Genomic DNA, 15,066 nt, shown 5'->3' with positions numbered 1-15,066 from the left:
AACAAGAAAATGGTTCAACGGCCTCCAGGCCCCCTTTACGACGGTGTCCCCATGAACGACCACCAGCAGCCGCTCGCCGCGGTGCCCGCCGCACAAGGTCTGTATGACCCGCAAAACGAACACGACGCCTGCGGCGTCGGCTTCGTCGCTCACATCAAGGGCAAGAAGAGCCACGAGATCATCCAGCAGGGTCTGAAGATCCTCGAGAACCTCGATCACCGTGGCGCGGTCGGTGCCGATCCGCTGATGGGCGACGGCGCGGGCATCCTGATCCAGATCCCGGACGCGTTCTATCGCGAGGAAATGGCCAAGCAGGGCGTGAATCTGCCGCCGGCTGGCGAATATGGGGTCGGCATGATCTTCCTGCCGAAGGAAAACGCATCGCGTCTCGCGTGCGAGCAGGAGCTCGAGCGGACGGTGAAGGCCGAAGGCCAGGTCGTGCTCGGCTGGCGCGACGTGCCGGTCGACCATGCCATGCCGATTTCGCCGACCGTGAAGGCGAGCGAGCCGCTGATCCGCCAGATCTTCATCGGCCGCGGCAAGGACATCATGGTGACGGACGCGCTCGAGCGGAAGCTGTACGTGATCCGCAAGACGGCGAGCCACCGCATCCAGGCGCTGAAGCTCAAGCACGGCAAGGAATACTTCGTGCCGTCGATGTCGGCGCGCACGATCGTCTACAAGGGGCTGCTGCTCGCCGGCCAGGTCGGCGTGTATTACCGCGACCTGCAGGACCCGCGCGTCGTGTCGGCGCTCGCGCTCGTGCACCAGCGCTTCTCGACCAACACGTTCCCGGCGTGGGAGCTGGCTCACCCGTACCGGATGATCGCGCACAACGGCGAGATCAACACCGTGAAGGGCAACGTGAACTGGCTGAACGCGCGTACCGGCGCGATCGCGTCGCACGTGCTCGCCGACGATCTTCCGAAGCTGTGGCCGCTGATCTACCCGGGCCAGTCGGATACGGCTTCGTTCGACAACTGTCTCGAACTGCTGGTGATGGCCGGCTACCCGCTCGTGCACGCGGTGATGATGATGATCCCGGAAGCGTGGGAACAGCACACGCTGATGGACGACAACCGCCGCGCGTTCTACGAATACCACGCCGCGATGATGGAGCCGTGGGACGGCCCGGCCGCGATCGCGTTCACCGACGGCCGCCAGATCGGCGCGACGCTCGACCGTAACGGCCTGCGCCCGGCACGCTACATCGTGACCGACGACGACCTCGTCATCATGGCGTCGGAAGCCGGCACGCTGCCGATCCCCGAATCGAAGATCGTCAAGAAGTGGCGCCTGCAGCCGGGCAAGATGTTCCTGATCGACATGGAACACGGCCGCATCATCGACGACAAGGAACTGAAGGACAACCTCGCGAACGCGAAGCCGTACAAGAGCTGGATCGACGCCGTGCGCATCAAGCTCGACGAGATCGAGCCGAAAGCCGAGGAAGTCGCGGCCGGCCGCACGCAGGGCGCCGCGCTGCTCGACCGCCAGCAGGCGTTCGGCTATACGCAGGAAGACCTGAAGTTCCTGATGGCGCCGATGGCGCAGCAGGGTGAAGAGGCCGTCGGCTCGATGGGCAACGACTCGCCGCTCGCGGTGATGTCGAACAAGAACAAGACGCTCTATCACTACTTCAAGCAGCTGTTCGCGCAGGTCACGAACCCGCCGATCGACCCGATCCGCGAGAACATGGTCATGTCGCTCGTGTCGTTCATCGGCCCGAAGCCGAACCTGCTCGACACGAACAACATCAACCCGCCGATGCGTCTCGAAGTGTCGCAGCCGGTGCTCGATTTCAAGGACATCGCGAAGATCCGCGCGATCGACCAGTACACGGGCGGCAAGTTCAGCGCATACGAGCTGAACATCTGCTACCCGGTCGCCTGGGGCAAGGAAGGCATCGAGGCGCGCCTCGCGTCGCTGTGCGCGGAAGCGGTCGACGCGGTGAAGTCGGGCTACAACATGCTGATCGTGTCGGACCGCAAGACGGACGCCGAGCATGTCGCGATTCCGGCGCTGCTCGCCACGTCGGCGATCCACACGCACCTCGTCCAGCAAGGGCTGCGCACGAGCACGGGCCTCGTCGTCGAGACGGGCTCCGCGCGTGAAACGCACCACTTCGCGCTGCTCGCGGGCTACGGCGCGGAAGCCGTGCACCCGTACCTCGCGATGGAAACGCTCGCGAAGATGGCCGAAGGCCTGCCGGGCGACCTGTCGCCGGAGAAGGCCGTCTACAACTTCACGAAGGCGGTCGGCAAAGGCCTGCAGAAGGTGATGTCGAAGATGGGCATCTCGACGTACATGTCGTACACGGGCGCGCAGATCTTCGAAGCGCTCGGCCTGTCGAGCGACCTCGTCGAGAAGTACTTCAAGGGCACCGCGTCGAAGGTCGGCGGCATCGGCCTGTTCGAAGTCGCGGAAGAAGCGATCCGCCTGCACCGCGACGCGTTCGGCGACAACCCGGTTCTGCGCGACATGCTCGACGCGGGCGGCGAGTACGCGTACCGCGTGCGTGGCGAAGACCACATGTGGACGCCGGATTCGATCGCGAAGCTGCAGCACGCGACCCGCAGCAACTCGTACCAGACGTACAAGGAATACGCGCACCTGATCAACGACCAGACCAAGCGTCACATGACGTTCCGCGGCCTGTTCGAGTTCAAGGTCGAGCCGACCAAGGCGATCCCGATCGACGACGTCGAATCGGCGAAGGACATCGTCAAGCGCTTCGCGACGGGCGCGATGTCGCTCGGTTCGATCAGCACCGAAGCGCACGCGACGCTCGCGGTCGCGATGAACCGGATCGGCGGCAAGTCGAACACCGGCGAAGGCGGTGAAGACGAGAAGCGCTATCGCAACGAGCTGCGCGGCATTCCGATCAAGTCGGGCGAGACGCTGAAGTCGGTGATCGGCGACGAGATCGTCAGCGACATTCCGCTGAAGGACGGCGACTCGCTGCGCTCGAAGATCAAGCAGGTCGCGTCGGGCCGCTTCGGCGTCACCGCCGAGTACCTCGCATCGGCCGACCAGATCCAGATCAAGATGGCGCAGGGCGCGAAGCCGGGCGAAGGCGGCCAGCTGCCGGGCCACAAGGTGTCCGAATACATCGGCAAGCTGCGTTACTCGGTGCCGGGCGTCGGCCTGATCTCGCCGCCGCCGCACCACGACATCTACTCGATCGAGGATCTGGCGCAGCTGATCCACGACCTGAAGAACGTGAACCCGAGCGCGAGCATCTCGGTGAAGCTCGTGTCGGAAGTGGGCGTCGGCACGGTCGCGGCCGGTGTCGCGAAGGCGAAGGCCGATCACGTCGTGATCGCCGGCCATGACGGCGGCACGGGTGCGTCGCCGCTGTCGTCGGTCAAGCATGCGGGCACGCCGTGGGAACTGGGCCTCGCCGAAACCCAGCAGACGCTGGTGCTGAACCGCCTGCGCGGCCGGATCCGCGTGCAGGCCGACGGCCAGATGAAGACGGGCCGCGACGTCGTGATCGGCGCGCTGCTCGGCGCGGACGAATTCGGCTTCGCGACGGCGCCGCTCGTCGTCGAAGGCTGCATCATGATGCGCAAGTGCCATCTGAACACGTGCCCGGTCGGCGTCGCGACGCAGGACCCGGTGCTGCGTGCGAAGTTCAAGGGCCAGCCCGAGCACGTCGTGAACTACTTCTTCTTCGTCGCCGAGGAAGTGCGCGAGATCATGGCGCAGCTCGGCGTCGCGAAGTTCGACGACCTGATCGGCCGCGCCGACCTGCTCGACACCCGCAAGGGCATCGAGCACTGGAAGGCGAAGGGCCTCGACTTCTCGCGCGTGTTCTACCAGCCGGAAGAATGCGAGGACGTCGCACCGCGTCACGTCGACGTGCAGGATCACGGCCTCGAGCGTGCGCTCGACCACGTGCTGATCGAGAAGGCGAAGGCCGCGATCGAGAACGGCGAGCATGTGTCGTTCATCCAGCCGGTGCGCAACGTGAACCGTACGGTCGGCGCGATGCTGTCGGGCGTGATCGCGAAGAAGCACGGCCACGACGGCCTGGCCGACGACGCGGTGCACATCCAGCTGAAGGGCACGGCAGGCCAGAGCTTCGGCGCGTTCCTCGCGAAGGGCGTGACGCTCGACCTCGTCGGCGACGGTAACGACTACGTCGGCAAGGGCCTGTCGGGCGGCCGGATCATCATCCGTCCGACCAACGACTTCCGCGGCAAGTCCGAGGAAAACATCATCTGCGGCAACACGGTGATGTACGGCGCGATCGAAGGCGAATCGTTCTTCCGCGGTGTGGCGGGCGAGCGCTTCTGCGTGCGCAACTCGGGCGCGACGGCGGTCGTCGAAGGCACGGGCGACCACGGTTGCGAATACATGACGGGCGGTACGGTCGTCGTGCTCGGCGAGACGGGGCGCAACTTCGCGGCCGGCATGTCGGGCGGTCTCGCGTACATCTACGATCCGGAAGGCACGTTCGCGGCGAAGTGCAACAAGTCGATGGTCGCGCTCGAGCCGGTGCTGCAGCAGGCCGAGCAGGAGCGTACGGTCGACCGCGCACTCTGGCACGCAGGCACGACGGACGAAGCGCTGCTCAAGGGGCTCGTCGAGCGTCATTTCCAGTTCACGGGTTCGCCGCGTGCGAAGTCGCTGCTGGAAAACTGGGACGCGGCGCGCCGCCAGTTCGTGAAGGTGTTCCCGCACGAATACAAGCGCGCGCTGGGCGAGATCGGTGCGAAGAAGGCGGCGAAGGAAGAACTGGCCGCCTGAGCGACGAACGACATAGCGAATGCCGCGCGCGCATGACTGCCGCGCGCGGCTCCCCCACCCGATACACCGAACAGAAGAGCACCTTATGGGCAAGGCAACCGGTTTTCTGGAGTTCGAACGCCGCCACGAGGCGTACGAAGCACCGCTCACGCGCGTGAAGCACTACAAGGAATTCGTCGCGGCACTGACCGACGCGGACGCGAAGGTCCAGGGCGCGCGCTGCATGGATTGCGGCATCCCGTTCTGCAACAACGGCTGCCCGGTCAACAACATCATTCCGGACTTCAACGATCTCGTTTACCGCCAGGACTGGCAGCAGGCGATCGAAGTCCTGCATTCGACCAACAACTTCCCGGAATTCACGGGCCGCATCTGCCCGGCGCCGTGCGAGGCCGCGTGCACGCTGGGAATCAACGACGACCCGGTCGGCATCAAGTCGATCGAACACGCGATCATCGACAAGGCCTGGGCGGAAGGCTGGGTGAAGCCGCTGCCGGCCGAGCACAAGACGGGCAAGAAGGTCGCGGTGGTCGGTTCGGGCCCCGCGGGCCTCGCCGCCGCGCAGCAGCTCGCGCGTGCGGGCCACGACGTGACGGTGTTCGAGAAGAACGACCGCATCGGCGGCCTGCTGCGCTACGGGATTCCCGACTTCAAGCTCGAGAAGTGGCTGATCGACCGCCGCATGCGCCAGATGGAAGCGGAAGGCGTGACGTTCCGCACCAGCGTGTTCATTGGCAAGGATCCGCTGCCCGAGTCGATCGGCAGCCTCGCGAAGGAAACCCTCTCGCCGGACACGCTGAAGGAAGAGTTCGACGCGGTCGTGATCGCGGGCGGTTCGGAAACGCCGCGCGACCTGCCGGTGCCGGGCCGTGAACTCGCCGGCGTTCATTACGCGATGGACTTCCTGCCGCAGCAGAACCGCGTGAACGCGGGCGACAAGCTCGTCGACCAGCTGCTCGCGAAGGGCAAGCACGTGATCGTGATCGGCGGCGGCGATACGGGTTCGGACTGCGTCGGCACGTCGAACCGCCACGGCGCGAAGCAGGTCACGCAGTTCGAGCTGCTGCCGCAGCCGCCGGAAGAAGAGAACAAGCCGCTCGTGTGGCCGTACTGGCCGATCAAGCTGCGCACGTCGTCGTCGCACGACGAAGGGTGCGAGCGCGACTGGGCGGTCGCGACGAAGCGTCTCGAAGGCAAGAACGGCAAGGTCGAGAAGCTGATCGCGGTGCGCGTCGAGTGGAAGGACGGCAAGATGCAGGAAGTGCCGGGCTCCGAGTTCGAGATGAAGGCCGACCTCGTGCTGCTCGCGATGGGCTTCACGCAGCCGGCGGCACCCGTGCTCGACGCATTCGGCGTCGCGAAGGATGCGCGCGGCAATGCGCGTGCGGCGACCGAAGGCGATCGTTCGTACTACACGTCGGTCGACAAGGTGTTCGCGGCAGGCGACATGCGCCGCGGCCAGTCGCTCGTGGTGTGGGCGATCCGCGAAGGCCGCCAGTGCGCGCGCTCGGTCGATGCATACCTGATGGGGCATTCGAACCTGCCGCGTTAAGCGCGGTTCGAGGGTTGCTGTCGTATCAGCCGGGCGTCCGAAAGGGCGCCCGGTTTTTATTTATGAAGCTGCGGGCGATCGTGAGCTTGTCCGGGTTGGTCGACCGGCTGATGCTTGACTTCGCCGTAGCTTGAAAGTTGCTCGTTGCAATCGATCATCGCGGTGTATCTGGTTTCGTCAACACGCAGCGGGAATTCCCATACCCCCAACTTCCACGCGTGATACTGCGGCGCACCGTCGAACCGGATGCTGTCTGGTGGTATTCCGTGTTCCTCAAGACGTAGCAGGACCTTTTTTCGTAGCGTATCGAGAGACATGTCGGGGCAACTGCCTTCCGTTCTCTCATACCGGGAAGTTGCGACGATGATGAACAGTAGCGTATAGGCGCAGATCACTGCGATAACTAGCCACAGAACTAGTTTGAGAACTCCGCGTATGACTCTGGAAATCATGAAGTGCTCGATGTGGGCGCAAACAACTTGCGGGGTTGACCCGGGCAGCCAACCTACTGGAGTCGCCCGGGAGCGTACTAGCGAGGTGGCCGCATCATTCCACCGAGCGATGGCCTATGAACTGCCTGCGGGGGCCGTGCGCCTGCATTCCTGACAGGTCGTTGGCCTGAGAACGAGAGGTTTTTTTCGCCGAAAAAATTAATTTGATAGTCCTTGTGTCCCAGGATGGCACCGAGCTTGGCCAGAAACGTTGTCGCAGTCTCCTGCAGGAATGGCCGGTTGGAAGGGTCTGCATCGAACCTGTCGGGATTGAGTGAGTAGTAGCCGTCAAACCTATATGTATCGTCTTCAAGCATCACAAGCGTGCCACGTATCCTGCCGGATACTCGCCCAAAGACTGAGGCGCTCCAGAGATCTTTCGTCCCGTGACGGAAGATGTTGGTGCTGAAAGCTGTGTCGAGCGAGTAGGTGCCAGGGCCATATCCGGGATTTTCAATAGCCTTCGTTATTTCGCCGAAATCGGCGGCGTTCATTTTCAAGTTGAGCGATTCAATGTTGATGGTTCGTTGGGTTCCATCGCCGTGTATCCAATGATTGATTGCTTCGACGAACATCAGTGGGTTGCCATACGATGCGAATGTGCTCGTTGGAGGGATGCCGTGTGACTGACCAATGTATATGCCAAATAGCGCGGTGATATTGGCATATTGCCCCGGTTCAAAATTGAATCCGTATTGGTTGGCGCCAGGCAAGTACTTGTAGCCACCGATGGCCAGCCACGGAGTGAAGCCACCTACCAGTGTTAGTTGATTGCGCCAGAATGTTGTGTCATTGCCGCCGAAGATCTGGAGATGTTTGAGAAACATCTCGGTAGCTCGGATCATGTTTCCCGTGTTTGCAAAATGCAACATGAAATTCGACGTGCAATACTGATTGAAGCAAACGGTGGGTGCCGGAATTCCAGCGCCAGGGTTGGCGCCGGGAACTTCGTTTACCTTGATGCCGAAATCTCCAAAATTGAAATCCGGTGGCTTCGACGTTGTGATCGTGATGGGTGGGAGGACATTGTTCTGAGCCATGGCCGTTGTGTGCTTCAGCAGCGCGCCAAACGGGAGTGCGGTTGACGCAACCAGCAAACGTCGTCGCATCGAAGGCTGTTGTTCTGCTTCGGAAACCTGGTTTGTCTGTTTCAAAGGATTGCGCGTCGTCATTTCATGCCCCGTGCAGTGGTGGTTTGGGTGATTGATTCGCATGCCTGAGAATGAAACGGTTATATTTTTTTATTAGGTGTGCAAGAGATTTTTCCGGAACGTGTTTGCGACAGGGTCATCCGGAATGATTCTGCGAGGTGATTTCAAAGGGAATTTTCGAGCGAATGTGACGGTGCCTCCTGTCTCGGTATTCACCGGGAACGGGCTCTGGATGGGGGAATGCTGAAGACGGCTGGTCAGCAAGCCGATCAATTGCCACGGCGTAACCTTCGGACAAGAATCGAGAAAAATCGAATGCGGAAGCGCTTTTTCTGCATGTTCCGTTGGCGGAGCAATGTGTCCAACAGTTACGGGACGTTGTCTAAGACGATGGGGGCGTCTGCGTCGGTCGATGCCTACCTGATGGGGCATTCGAACCTGCCGCGTTAAGCCGAAGATCGCGAGTGGGTTTCGATGAGAGACGGGCGTCCGGAAGGGCGCCCGTTTTTTTATGCGTGCACCGGATGACGGTTGCCGCTTAACATGCGCGAAACAGGGTGCGGGCCTTGGCCGATCGACGGTCGAAGCCTGTTGCAGCCACGAACGTGTCGCGCAGTCCATGTCTCGAGAAAACGCCCCGGAAATCACCCGACCGTGCCTGACGGACGACGGCCAGCGCGTCCGGCTCGACGAGGTCGTCGCGCTGCTGCTTTCGTTCGGCCCCGGTCTTCACGTCGAGGATCACGCATTCGTCGGACGGCAGCGGCCGATCGAAGTCGAGCAGGACGTTGCCGACGCCATCCAGGCCCGGGTGGCGCTGGAGGGTTTCGCCCAGTTCACCCCGAGCGACGACGTGCGGCGCACCCTTCCGCTCGCGGCGATGCGTGACATGGTGACGAGCCTCGTCCCGCCACTGCTGAAATCCGATGTGTTGCCGGATGCCGGGCTGCGGCTCGAACTGATCGCCAAGCAGATCCTGCAGTACGAGCGATTCGCGTCCGTCGAACCCGCCTGGGCGCATTTTGCGCGTGTCTTGCTCGCAAGCGGATTGTCGGGGCTGGTCTTCGACATCCCGGTCGAATGGCGGCTGCCCTGATGTGTCGAAGGCGTAATCTCCGGCGTGCCGATCGGGGGATCGCTGGTAGTCGCTACGGACGGGATTGGCCGCACTCGGTTCGATGCCGTCTGACGAACGGCCCCGTTACATCGGCGCGGCCGGTTCGAGCGGCAGCATTTGAATTTTCCCGAAGCCCGTGACGCGACGCTCGCAATCGATCGTGGCCACGTAGCCTGTTTCGTTCGACTTCAGGTCGAAGCCCCACCAGCCGAGCTTGTCGGCGTGGTAACGCGGCATGCCGACGAATTCGATTTCGTCCGGACGCATGCCGCGCGCTTCGGCGAACACGAGAATGTTTGCTTCAAGCTCCGCGAGGGGCGCGTCGGGGCAATAGCCGTCGTCGGGCCCGTATCGGGCAATCACCGCGACAGCGAGAAACAGCGAGGCGAGCGCGACGGCTGCCGTGACGAGAATCAGCGCGAGACGACGGGAATAGCGAGTGAGGGCTGGGATCATGGGTGCGTCCGGCTACTGCTCCGGTCGGTGAAGTTGTATCCCCCTCGCGTCCCGTTCGGGCAATCCGGACGGTGTCCGGTCTGGTGTCGGGCGAGCGGCATCGGAAAGACATTTCGACACCCGGATTTTCCTGCCGAGCCGATGCGGCCCGGTTGCCAGGATCGGCAGGGGCGTCGCGCCGGCACCCCGCATTTTCTCGAAGCGTCGCCTAACCTGATGGCATCCGGCTGCGATTTTTCGTCAATTCAATTCCTTTCGTTTTGTAATAATCCTTGAAAACTGTCATATCATGTCGCCCCTCGAGCCGCGTTCGCGGTGGCTGCACATGACTGACGCTATTTATAAGGACACTGGATGGAAGCACTCGTGCAAGGGCTGATCGACGCCGTCAACGGCGTGTTGTGGAACTACGTGCTGATCGCGCTGCTGCTCGGCGTGGGCGCGTGGTTCACGCTGCGGTTCCGGATGATCCAGCTGAAGGCGCTGTTCCTCAGCGTGAAGCTCGTGGGCAGCAAGGGCGAGCCGGGCAGCATCTCGTCGTTCCAGGCGTTTGCGACCGGGCTCGCGAGCCGCGTCGGCACCGGCAACATCGCCGGCGTCGCGGTCGCGTTGACGGTCGGCGGGCCGGGCGCGATCTTCTGGATGTGGATGACGGCACTGGTCGGGATGTCGTCCGCGTTCGTCGAGGCGACGCTCGCGCAGATCTTCAAGGTGTCGCACCCGGACGGCAGCTATCGCGGCGGCCCCGCGTACTACATCCAGACGGGCCTGCGCTCGCGCGGCTTCGGCGTGCTGTTCTCGCTGTCGCTGATCCTCGCGTTCGGCTTCGTGTTCAACGCGGTGCAGGCCAATGCGATCGCGGATGCGTTCGACACGTCGTTCGGCTGGAGCCGCGCGAGCGTCGGTCTCGGTCTCGTGCTGCTGACTGCGCCGATCATCTTCGGCGGGATCCGCCGGATCGCGGCGGTCGCGCAGGTGATCGTGCCGATGATGGCAATCGGCTACCTCGCGCTCGCGGTCTATGCGGTCGCGACGCATATTGCGCTGGTGCCGGGCGTGATCGCGCTGATCGTGAAGAGCGCGTTCGGTCTCGAGCAGGCGGCGGGCGGCCTGACCGGCTATGCGGTCAGCCAGGCGGTCGCGATGGGCGTGAAGCGCGGGCTGTTCTCGAACGAGGCCGGCATGGGCAGCGCGCCGAATGCGGCGGCGACCGCCAGTACGCGGCATCCGGTCGTGCAGGGGCTGATCCAGATGCTCGGCGTGTTCGTCGACACGATCGTGATCTGCAGCGCGACCGCCTTCGTGATCCTGCTGTCGGGCCAGTACGAGCTGGGCACCGGCATGGAAGGCGCGGCGCTCACGCAGCGCTCGATCGCGAGCCACGTCGGCGACTGGGGCGGCATCTACATGGCGTTCGCGATTTTCTTCTTCGCGTACTCGTCGGTGATCGGCAACTACGCGTATGCGGAAGGCAACGTCGAGTTCATCACGAAGCGGCGCGGCGTGCTGCCGCTGTTCCGCATCGCGGTGCTCGGCATGGTGATGTTCGGCAGCGTGGGGCAACTGCCGCTCGTGTGGGCGATGGCCGATACGAGCATGGGGCTGATGGCGATCATCAACCTGATCGCGATCCTCGCGCTCGGCAAGTACGCGCATGCAGCATGGCGCGACTATCGCCGCCAGCGCGCGGAAGGCGTTGCCGATCCGGTGTTCACGCGCAACACGATTCCGGCACTCGCGAACGTGCTGCCGACCGACGTGTGGGGCGAGCATGGCCCGCTGCCGCAGCGTGCGGCCGTGGCCGATGCGGCAAGCGTGCCGCGCGCGGTGGTGCGCGAGTCATGAACGGCGACCGGCTGCGCGTGTTCGTCGCGCTGATGCCCGATGCGGCATCGCGCGACGCGCTGCACGCGTTGCCGGTTACCCGTGGCGCGCGGCGTTCTCTGTCCGCGCAACTGCATGTAACGCTGGCGTTCGTCGGCGCGATCGAGCGGGTGCGTTGCGATGAGCTGGCCGCGTGCCTGCCGGCGCTCGCGGCCGCGCATGCGCTGCCGTTGATGCAGGTCGAGCGGATCGCGTGGTGGCCGAGCCTGCCGCGCGCGCGGCTGATCGTCGCGGAACTGGCCGCCGAGCCGGCGTGTGCTGCGTTGAATGCAGCACTATCGGCGAAGCTGCGCGAGCTCGGCGTGCCGGCTGACCGGCGGCCGTTCCGTCCGCACGTGACGCTCGCGCGGCTGCCGCACGATGCGGTCGGGCAGCCGGCGCACGGCGGTGCGGTGAAGCGGCCGGTCGCGCTGCGGTTCGACGCGCTCACGCTGTTCGAAAGCCGGTTGTCGCACGAAGGCGTGTCGCATCGGCCGATCGTGTCCGCACCGATCGCACGGGCGGACGGCGAGGCGGCGGATTGAGTCGTTCCGGCGAGGCCCGGCGATTGCCCGCCGCGATCGTCGTCATGCCGCATGCGGGCTTGCCGCTGTATCGCTGCGGCGACGCCGCGCAACGTCCGGCCTGCTATCCGTAGCGCGCGAGCGTCAATCCCGACAGATCGATCTCCGGCTCTCGCCCCGTGACGAGATCCGCCACGACCTTCCCCGATCCCATCGACATCGCCCAGCCGGTCGAGCCGTGGCCGACGTTGAGCCAGAGCCCGTCGACCCCGCTCGCGCCCAGCAGCGGCGGGCCGTCGGGCGTCATCGGCCGGCGGCCGACCCAGAAGCGCGCCGATGCACGATCGGCCGCGTGCGGGAACCAGTCGTCGAGCACCATCATCAGCGTATCGAGCGCCTGCTGCCGCAGTGCGGCGTGCCGGCTGCCGAGTTCAGCGGTACCCGCGACGCGCAACGTCGGGCCGAAACGCGTGATCGCCGTCTTCAGCGATTCGTCCATCAGCGCGGCGCACGGTGCTTTTTCGTCGTCGACGATGGAGAGCGTCGCCGAGTAGCCCTTGACCGGATACAGCGGCACGTCGATGCCGTGCGGCCGCAGCAGCCCGGCGCTGTCGACGCCGAGCGCGACGACGATCGCGTCGGCGGCGAGCCGCGCGTCGCGGTGCTGGCCGCCCGCGTTCGATGCGTGCGAATTCGGGCGTGCCCGATCCTGCGTATGGCCATCCTCATCGCCGTTACCGGCGATCCGCACGCCGCGCACCTGGCCGGCTTCGACGTCGAGCGCCTGCACTTCCGTGCGAAAGCGGAACGTCACGCCGCTTGCTTCGCACAGCGCCCGCAGTTCGCGCGTGAAGCGTGCGCAGTCGCCGGCTTCGTCGTCGGGCAGGTAGATGCCGCCGACGGGCGCCTGCCGCGCCCAGCGCAAGCCCGGCTCGATCGCCGTGCAGCCGGCCGCATCGAGTTCGCGAAATGCGATGCCGGCGTCGCGCAGCACCTGCAGCGCGGGCTGCACCATCTCGACGTCGAACGCACCGCGCAGCAGTTGCAGGTAGCCGCGGCTCGCGCCGTAGTCGAACGGATGACGGTCGCGAAACGCGTGCAGGCACGTGCGGCTGTAGTACGCGATGCGCTGCATCCGCTGCTTGTTCACGCGGAATCGCTCGAATTCGCATTCGCGCAGCCAGCGCGCGATCCAGCGCCACTGCGCGGCGTCGAGCGTCGGCCGGAAGATCAGCGGCGACGCGGGCTTGAACAGGTACTTGAGGATCTTGCCGGGCATCCCGGGTGCGGCCCACGGCGTCACGTAGCCGGGGGCGATCACGCCCGCGTTGCCGAGGCTCGTCGCTTGCGCGACGTCGGCCTCGCGTTCGATCACGGTAACGTCGCAGCCTGCTTCGCGCAGGTGCCAGGCAGTAGTGACGCCGATCACGCCGGCGCCGAGAACGATCACGTGCATGCGGTTTCCGGAACGAAGCGGTTGCTCAGGATGCGACGGCCGGATCGTCGACGAGCGACTTGCCGCGCGTTTCCGGCAGCACCAGCGCGGCGACGATCACGAGCAGGTAGCCGCCGCCCGCGACGAGGCCGATCGCCTTCACGAGCGACATCGACTGCGACAGCGAGCCGACGAGGATCGGGAAGAACGAGCCGAGCCCGCGCCCGAGGTTGTAGCAGAAGCCCTGGCCCGAGCCGCGGATCGCCCCCGGATACAGCTCCGACAGGTACGCGCCGACGCCCGCGAAGATCCCCTGCACGACGATGCCGAGCGGGAAGCCGAGCAGCAGCATCGCGGTGTCGGTGATCGGCAGCATCGTGTACGCCATGCCGAGCGAGAACGAGCCGATCGCGAACAGGATGAACGACGCGCGCCGGCCGAGCCGGTCGGACAGGATCGCGCCGACCACGTAACCGACGAACGAGCCGACGATCAGCACGACGAGATAGCCGCTCGTGTTGAACACCGACAAGTGCCGGACGGTCTTCAGGTAGGTGGGCAGCCACGTCGTGATCGCGTAGTAGCCGCCGAGCATCCCGGTGCACAGCACGCTGCCGAACAACGTCGCGCGCAGGTGCGGCGGCGAGAAGATCTCGAGGAAGTGGCCCGACACGCGGCCCTCGTCGCGCGCGCGGCGGGTGGCCGTGTAGATATCGGGATCGCTGACGTTGCGGCGGATGTACAGGATCCACAGCGCGGGCACGATGCCGATCCAGAAGCACGCGCGCCATGCAACCTGCTCGGGCAGCAGCGCGAAGAACGCCCAGTAGAGGATCGCGGCCGCGCCCCAGCCGAACGACCAACTGCTCTGCACGGTGCCGACCGCTTTCGCGCGATGCTCGGGCGAGCGGATCGTCTCGGCCATCATGATCGTCACGACCGACCATTCGCCGCCGAAGCCGAAACCCTGCAGCGTGCGCGTCGCGAGCAGCTGCCAGAACGAATGCGTGAAGCCGGACAGGCACGTGAACAGCGCGAACGTCGCGATCGTCCACTGCAGCACGCGCACGCGGCCGTAGCGGTCGGCGAGGATGCCGGCGACCCAGCCGCCGAGTGCCGACGAGATCAGCGAGCTCGTCGCGATCATCCCGGCCTCGCTCTTCGTCATGCCCCAGGTGGCGATCAGCGTCGGAATCAGGAACGAATAGATCATGAAGTCGAACGCATCGACCGCGTAGCCGCCGAAGCCGGCGTACAGCGTCCGGCGCTCGCGCGTCGACAGTTCGTTGAACCACTGGAATGCCCGCATGCTTGCCGCCCCCTCTCGTCTTGTGCTGTCTCGCGCTGCCGCGTGGCGGTTATTTTACGGTCGCGAGGCAGCCAGCCAAAAAGACCGGTGCGGGTTCGTGCGGGAAGGCGGGGGAAGCGGGAAGGAGGCGCCGGCGCCGCTTCAGAGCGTCAGGCCGCCGTCGACATGAACGACCTGGCCGGTGATCTGCCGCGCGGCGTCAGACAGCAGGAACGCGATCAGCGCGGCGACGTCGTCGGGTTCGGCGATCCGGCCGAGCGGTGTCGCCTGCTCGGCCTGCGCCCACGCGGCGGCGTTGCCGGCGCTCGGCCCGTGATCCTTGCGCGTGAAGCCCGGCGCGACCGCGTTGACGGTGATGCCGCGCGCGGCGAATTCGGCGGCGGCGGTGCGCACGAGCGATTCGAGCGCGGCCA

The 15,066-nt window shown here is 64.9% G+C and carries 11 protein-coding genes; 5 read left to right on the top strand and 6 right to left on the bottom strand.

The window, feature by feature from the left end:
- Positions 1–51: 51 nt before the first annotated feature.
- Both G3N64_RS09585 and G3N64_RS09580 read left to right on the top strand, forming a co-directional pair.
- Positions 52–4,755: a glutamate synthase-related protein gene (locus G3N64_RS09585; RefSeq protein WP_205783623.1), complete on the top strand. Its 4,704-nt coding sequence runs from the start codon at positions 52–54 to the stop codon at positions 4,753–4,755.
- A gap of 85 nt (positions 4,756–4,840) precedes the next feature.
- Positions 4,841–6,307 carry a glutamate synthase subunit beta gene (locus G3N64_RS09580; protein ID WP_205783622.1) on the top strand — a complete coding sequence of 489 codons (1,467 nt, stop codon included), beginning with the start codon at positions 4,841–4,843 and terminating at the stop codon, positions 6,305–6,307.
- A 56-nt stretch (positions 6,308–6,363) separates the two neighbouring features.
- Here the strand turns inward: G3N64_RS09580 and G3N64_RS09575 are convergent, their stop codons facing one another.
- Positions 6,364–6,759, bottom strand: a complete 396-nt coding sequence (locus G3N64_RS09575) for a hypothetical protein (RefSeq protein WP_205783621.1) — start codon at positions 6,757–6,759, stop codon at positions 6,364–6,366.
- Positions 6,760–6,836: 77 nt separating this feature from the next.
- The gene (locus G3N64_RS09570) at positions 6,837–7,970 is read right to left on the bottom strand and encodes a lipid II-degrading bacteriocin (RefSeq protein WP_205783620.1); all 1,134 of its coding nucleotides are present in this window, start codon (positions 7,968–7,970) and stop codon (positions 6,837–6,839) included.
- A 490-nt stretch (positions 7,971–8,460) separates the two neighbouring features.
- On the opposite strand from G3N64_RS09570, the gene G3N64_RS09565 reads away from it, so the two are divergent.
- A complete protein-coding gene (locus G3N64_RS09565; RefSeq protein WP_205783619.1) occupies positions 8,461–9,045 on the top strand; it encodes a hypothetical protein in 585 nt (194 codons plus the stop codon).
- A gap of 105 nt (positions 9,046–9,150) precedes the next feature.
- Here G3N64_RS09565 and G3N64_RS09560 read toward each other — a convergent pair whose 3' ends face one another.
- Positions 9,151–9,522, bottom strand: a complete 372-nt coding sequence (locus G3N64_RS09560) for a hypothetical protein (protein WP_205783618.1) — start codon at positions 9,520–9,522, stop codon at positions 9,151–9,153.
- 354 nt (positions 9,523–9,876) lie between these two features.
- Here G3N64_RS09560 and G3N64_RS09555 point away from each other — a divergent pair, with 354 nt between their 5' ends.
- Positions 9,877–11,367 (top strand): alanine/glycine:cation symporter family protein, encoded by a 1,491-nt coding sequence (locus G3N64_RS09555; protein ID WP_205783617.1) that lies wholly within the window; start codon positions 9,877–9,879, stop codon positions 11,365–11,367.
- Positions 11,364–11,930 carry an RNA 2',3'-cyclic phosphodiesterase gene (gene thpR, locus G3N64_RS09550; protein WP_205783616.1) on the top strand — a complete coding sequence of 189 codons (567 nt, stop codon included), beginning with the start codon at positions 11,364–11,366 and terminating at the stop codon, positions 11,928–11,930. The genes G3N64_RS09555 and thpR overlap by 4 nt, the downstream gene beginning before the upstream one ends.
- A gap of 103 nt (positions 11,931–12,033) precedes the next feature.
- Here the strand turns inward: thpR and G3N64_RS09545 are convergent, their stop codons facing one another.
- The 3 genes from G3N64_RS09545 to G3N64_RS09535 form a co-directional block, all read right to left on the bottom strand.
- Positions 12,034–13,410 carry a D-amino acid dehydrogenase gene (locus G3N64_RS09545; protein ID WP_346778811.1) on the bottom strand — a complete coding sequence of 459 codons (1,377 nt, stop codon included), beginning with the start codon at positions 13,408–13,410 and terminating at the stop codon, positions 12,034–12,036.
- Complete coding sequence (locus tag G3N64_RS09540; RefSeq protein ID WP_205783614.1) at positions 13,391–14,653, bottom strand: MFS transporter; 1,263 nt, start codon at positions 14,651–14,653, stop codon at positions 13,391–13,393. The genes G3N64_RS09545 and G3N64_RS09540 overlap by 20 nt, the downstream gene beginning before the upstream one ends.
- Positions 14,654–14,794: 141 nt before the next feature.
- The coding region (locus G3N64_RS09535; RefSeq protein ID WP_205783613.1) for an SDR family oxidoreductase at positions 14,795–15,066 on the bottom strand (272 nt) is incomplete at its 5' end.

Source organism: Burkholderia sp. Ac-20344 (genome assembly GCF_017104975.1).
Classification (GTDB): Bacteria; Pseudomonadota; Gammaproteobacteria; order Burkholderiales; family Burkholderiaceae; genus Burkholderia.
Note: the sequence above shows the minus strand (reverse complement) of the source record. Positions and strands in the feature narration are given on the sequence as shown.

Excerpts from the sequence above, each read along its gene's own strand:
- G3N64_RS09570 (WP_205783620.1), bottom strand. The coding sequence starts at position 7,970 with ATGACGACGCGCAATCCTTTGAAACAGACAAACCAGGTTTCCGAAGCA.
- G3N64_RS09580 (WP_205783622.1), top strand. The coding sequence starts at position 4,841 with ATGGGCAAGGCAACCGGTTTTCTGGAGTTCGAACGCCGCCACGAGGCG.
- G3N64_RS09555 (WP_205783617.1), top strand. The coding sequence starts at position 9,877 with ATGGAAGCACTCGTGCAAGGGCTGATCGACGCCGTCAACGGCGTGTTG.
- G3N64_RS09540 (WP_205783614.1), bottom strand. The coding sequence starts at position 14,653 with ATGCGGGCATTCCAGTGGTTCAACGAACTGTCGACGCGCGAGCGCCGG.
- thpR (WP_205783616.1), top strand. The coding sequence starts at position 11,364 with ATGAACGGCGACCGGCTGCGCGTGTTCGTCGCGCTGATGCCCGATGCG.
- G3N64_RS09560 (WP_205783618.1), bottom strand. The coding sequence starts at position 9,522 with ATGATCCCAGCCCTCACTCGCTATTCCCGTCGTCTCGCGCTGATTCTC.
- G3N64_RS09585 (WP_205783623.1), top strand. The coding sequence starts at position 52 with ATGAACGACCACCAGCAGCCGCTCGCCGCGGTGCCCGCCGCACAAGGT.
- G3N64_RS09575 (WP_205783621.1), bottom strand. The coding sequence starts at position 6,759 with ATGATTTCCAGAGTCATACGCGGAGTTCTCAAACTAGTTCTGTGGCTA.
- G3N64_RS09565 (WP_205783619.1), top strand. The coding sequence starts at position 8,461 with ATGCGTGCACCGGATGACGGTTGCCGCTTAACATGCGCGAAACAGGGT.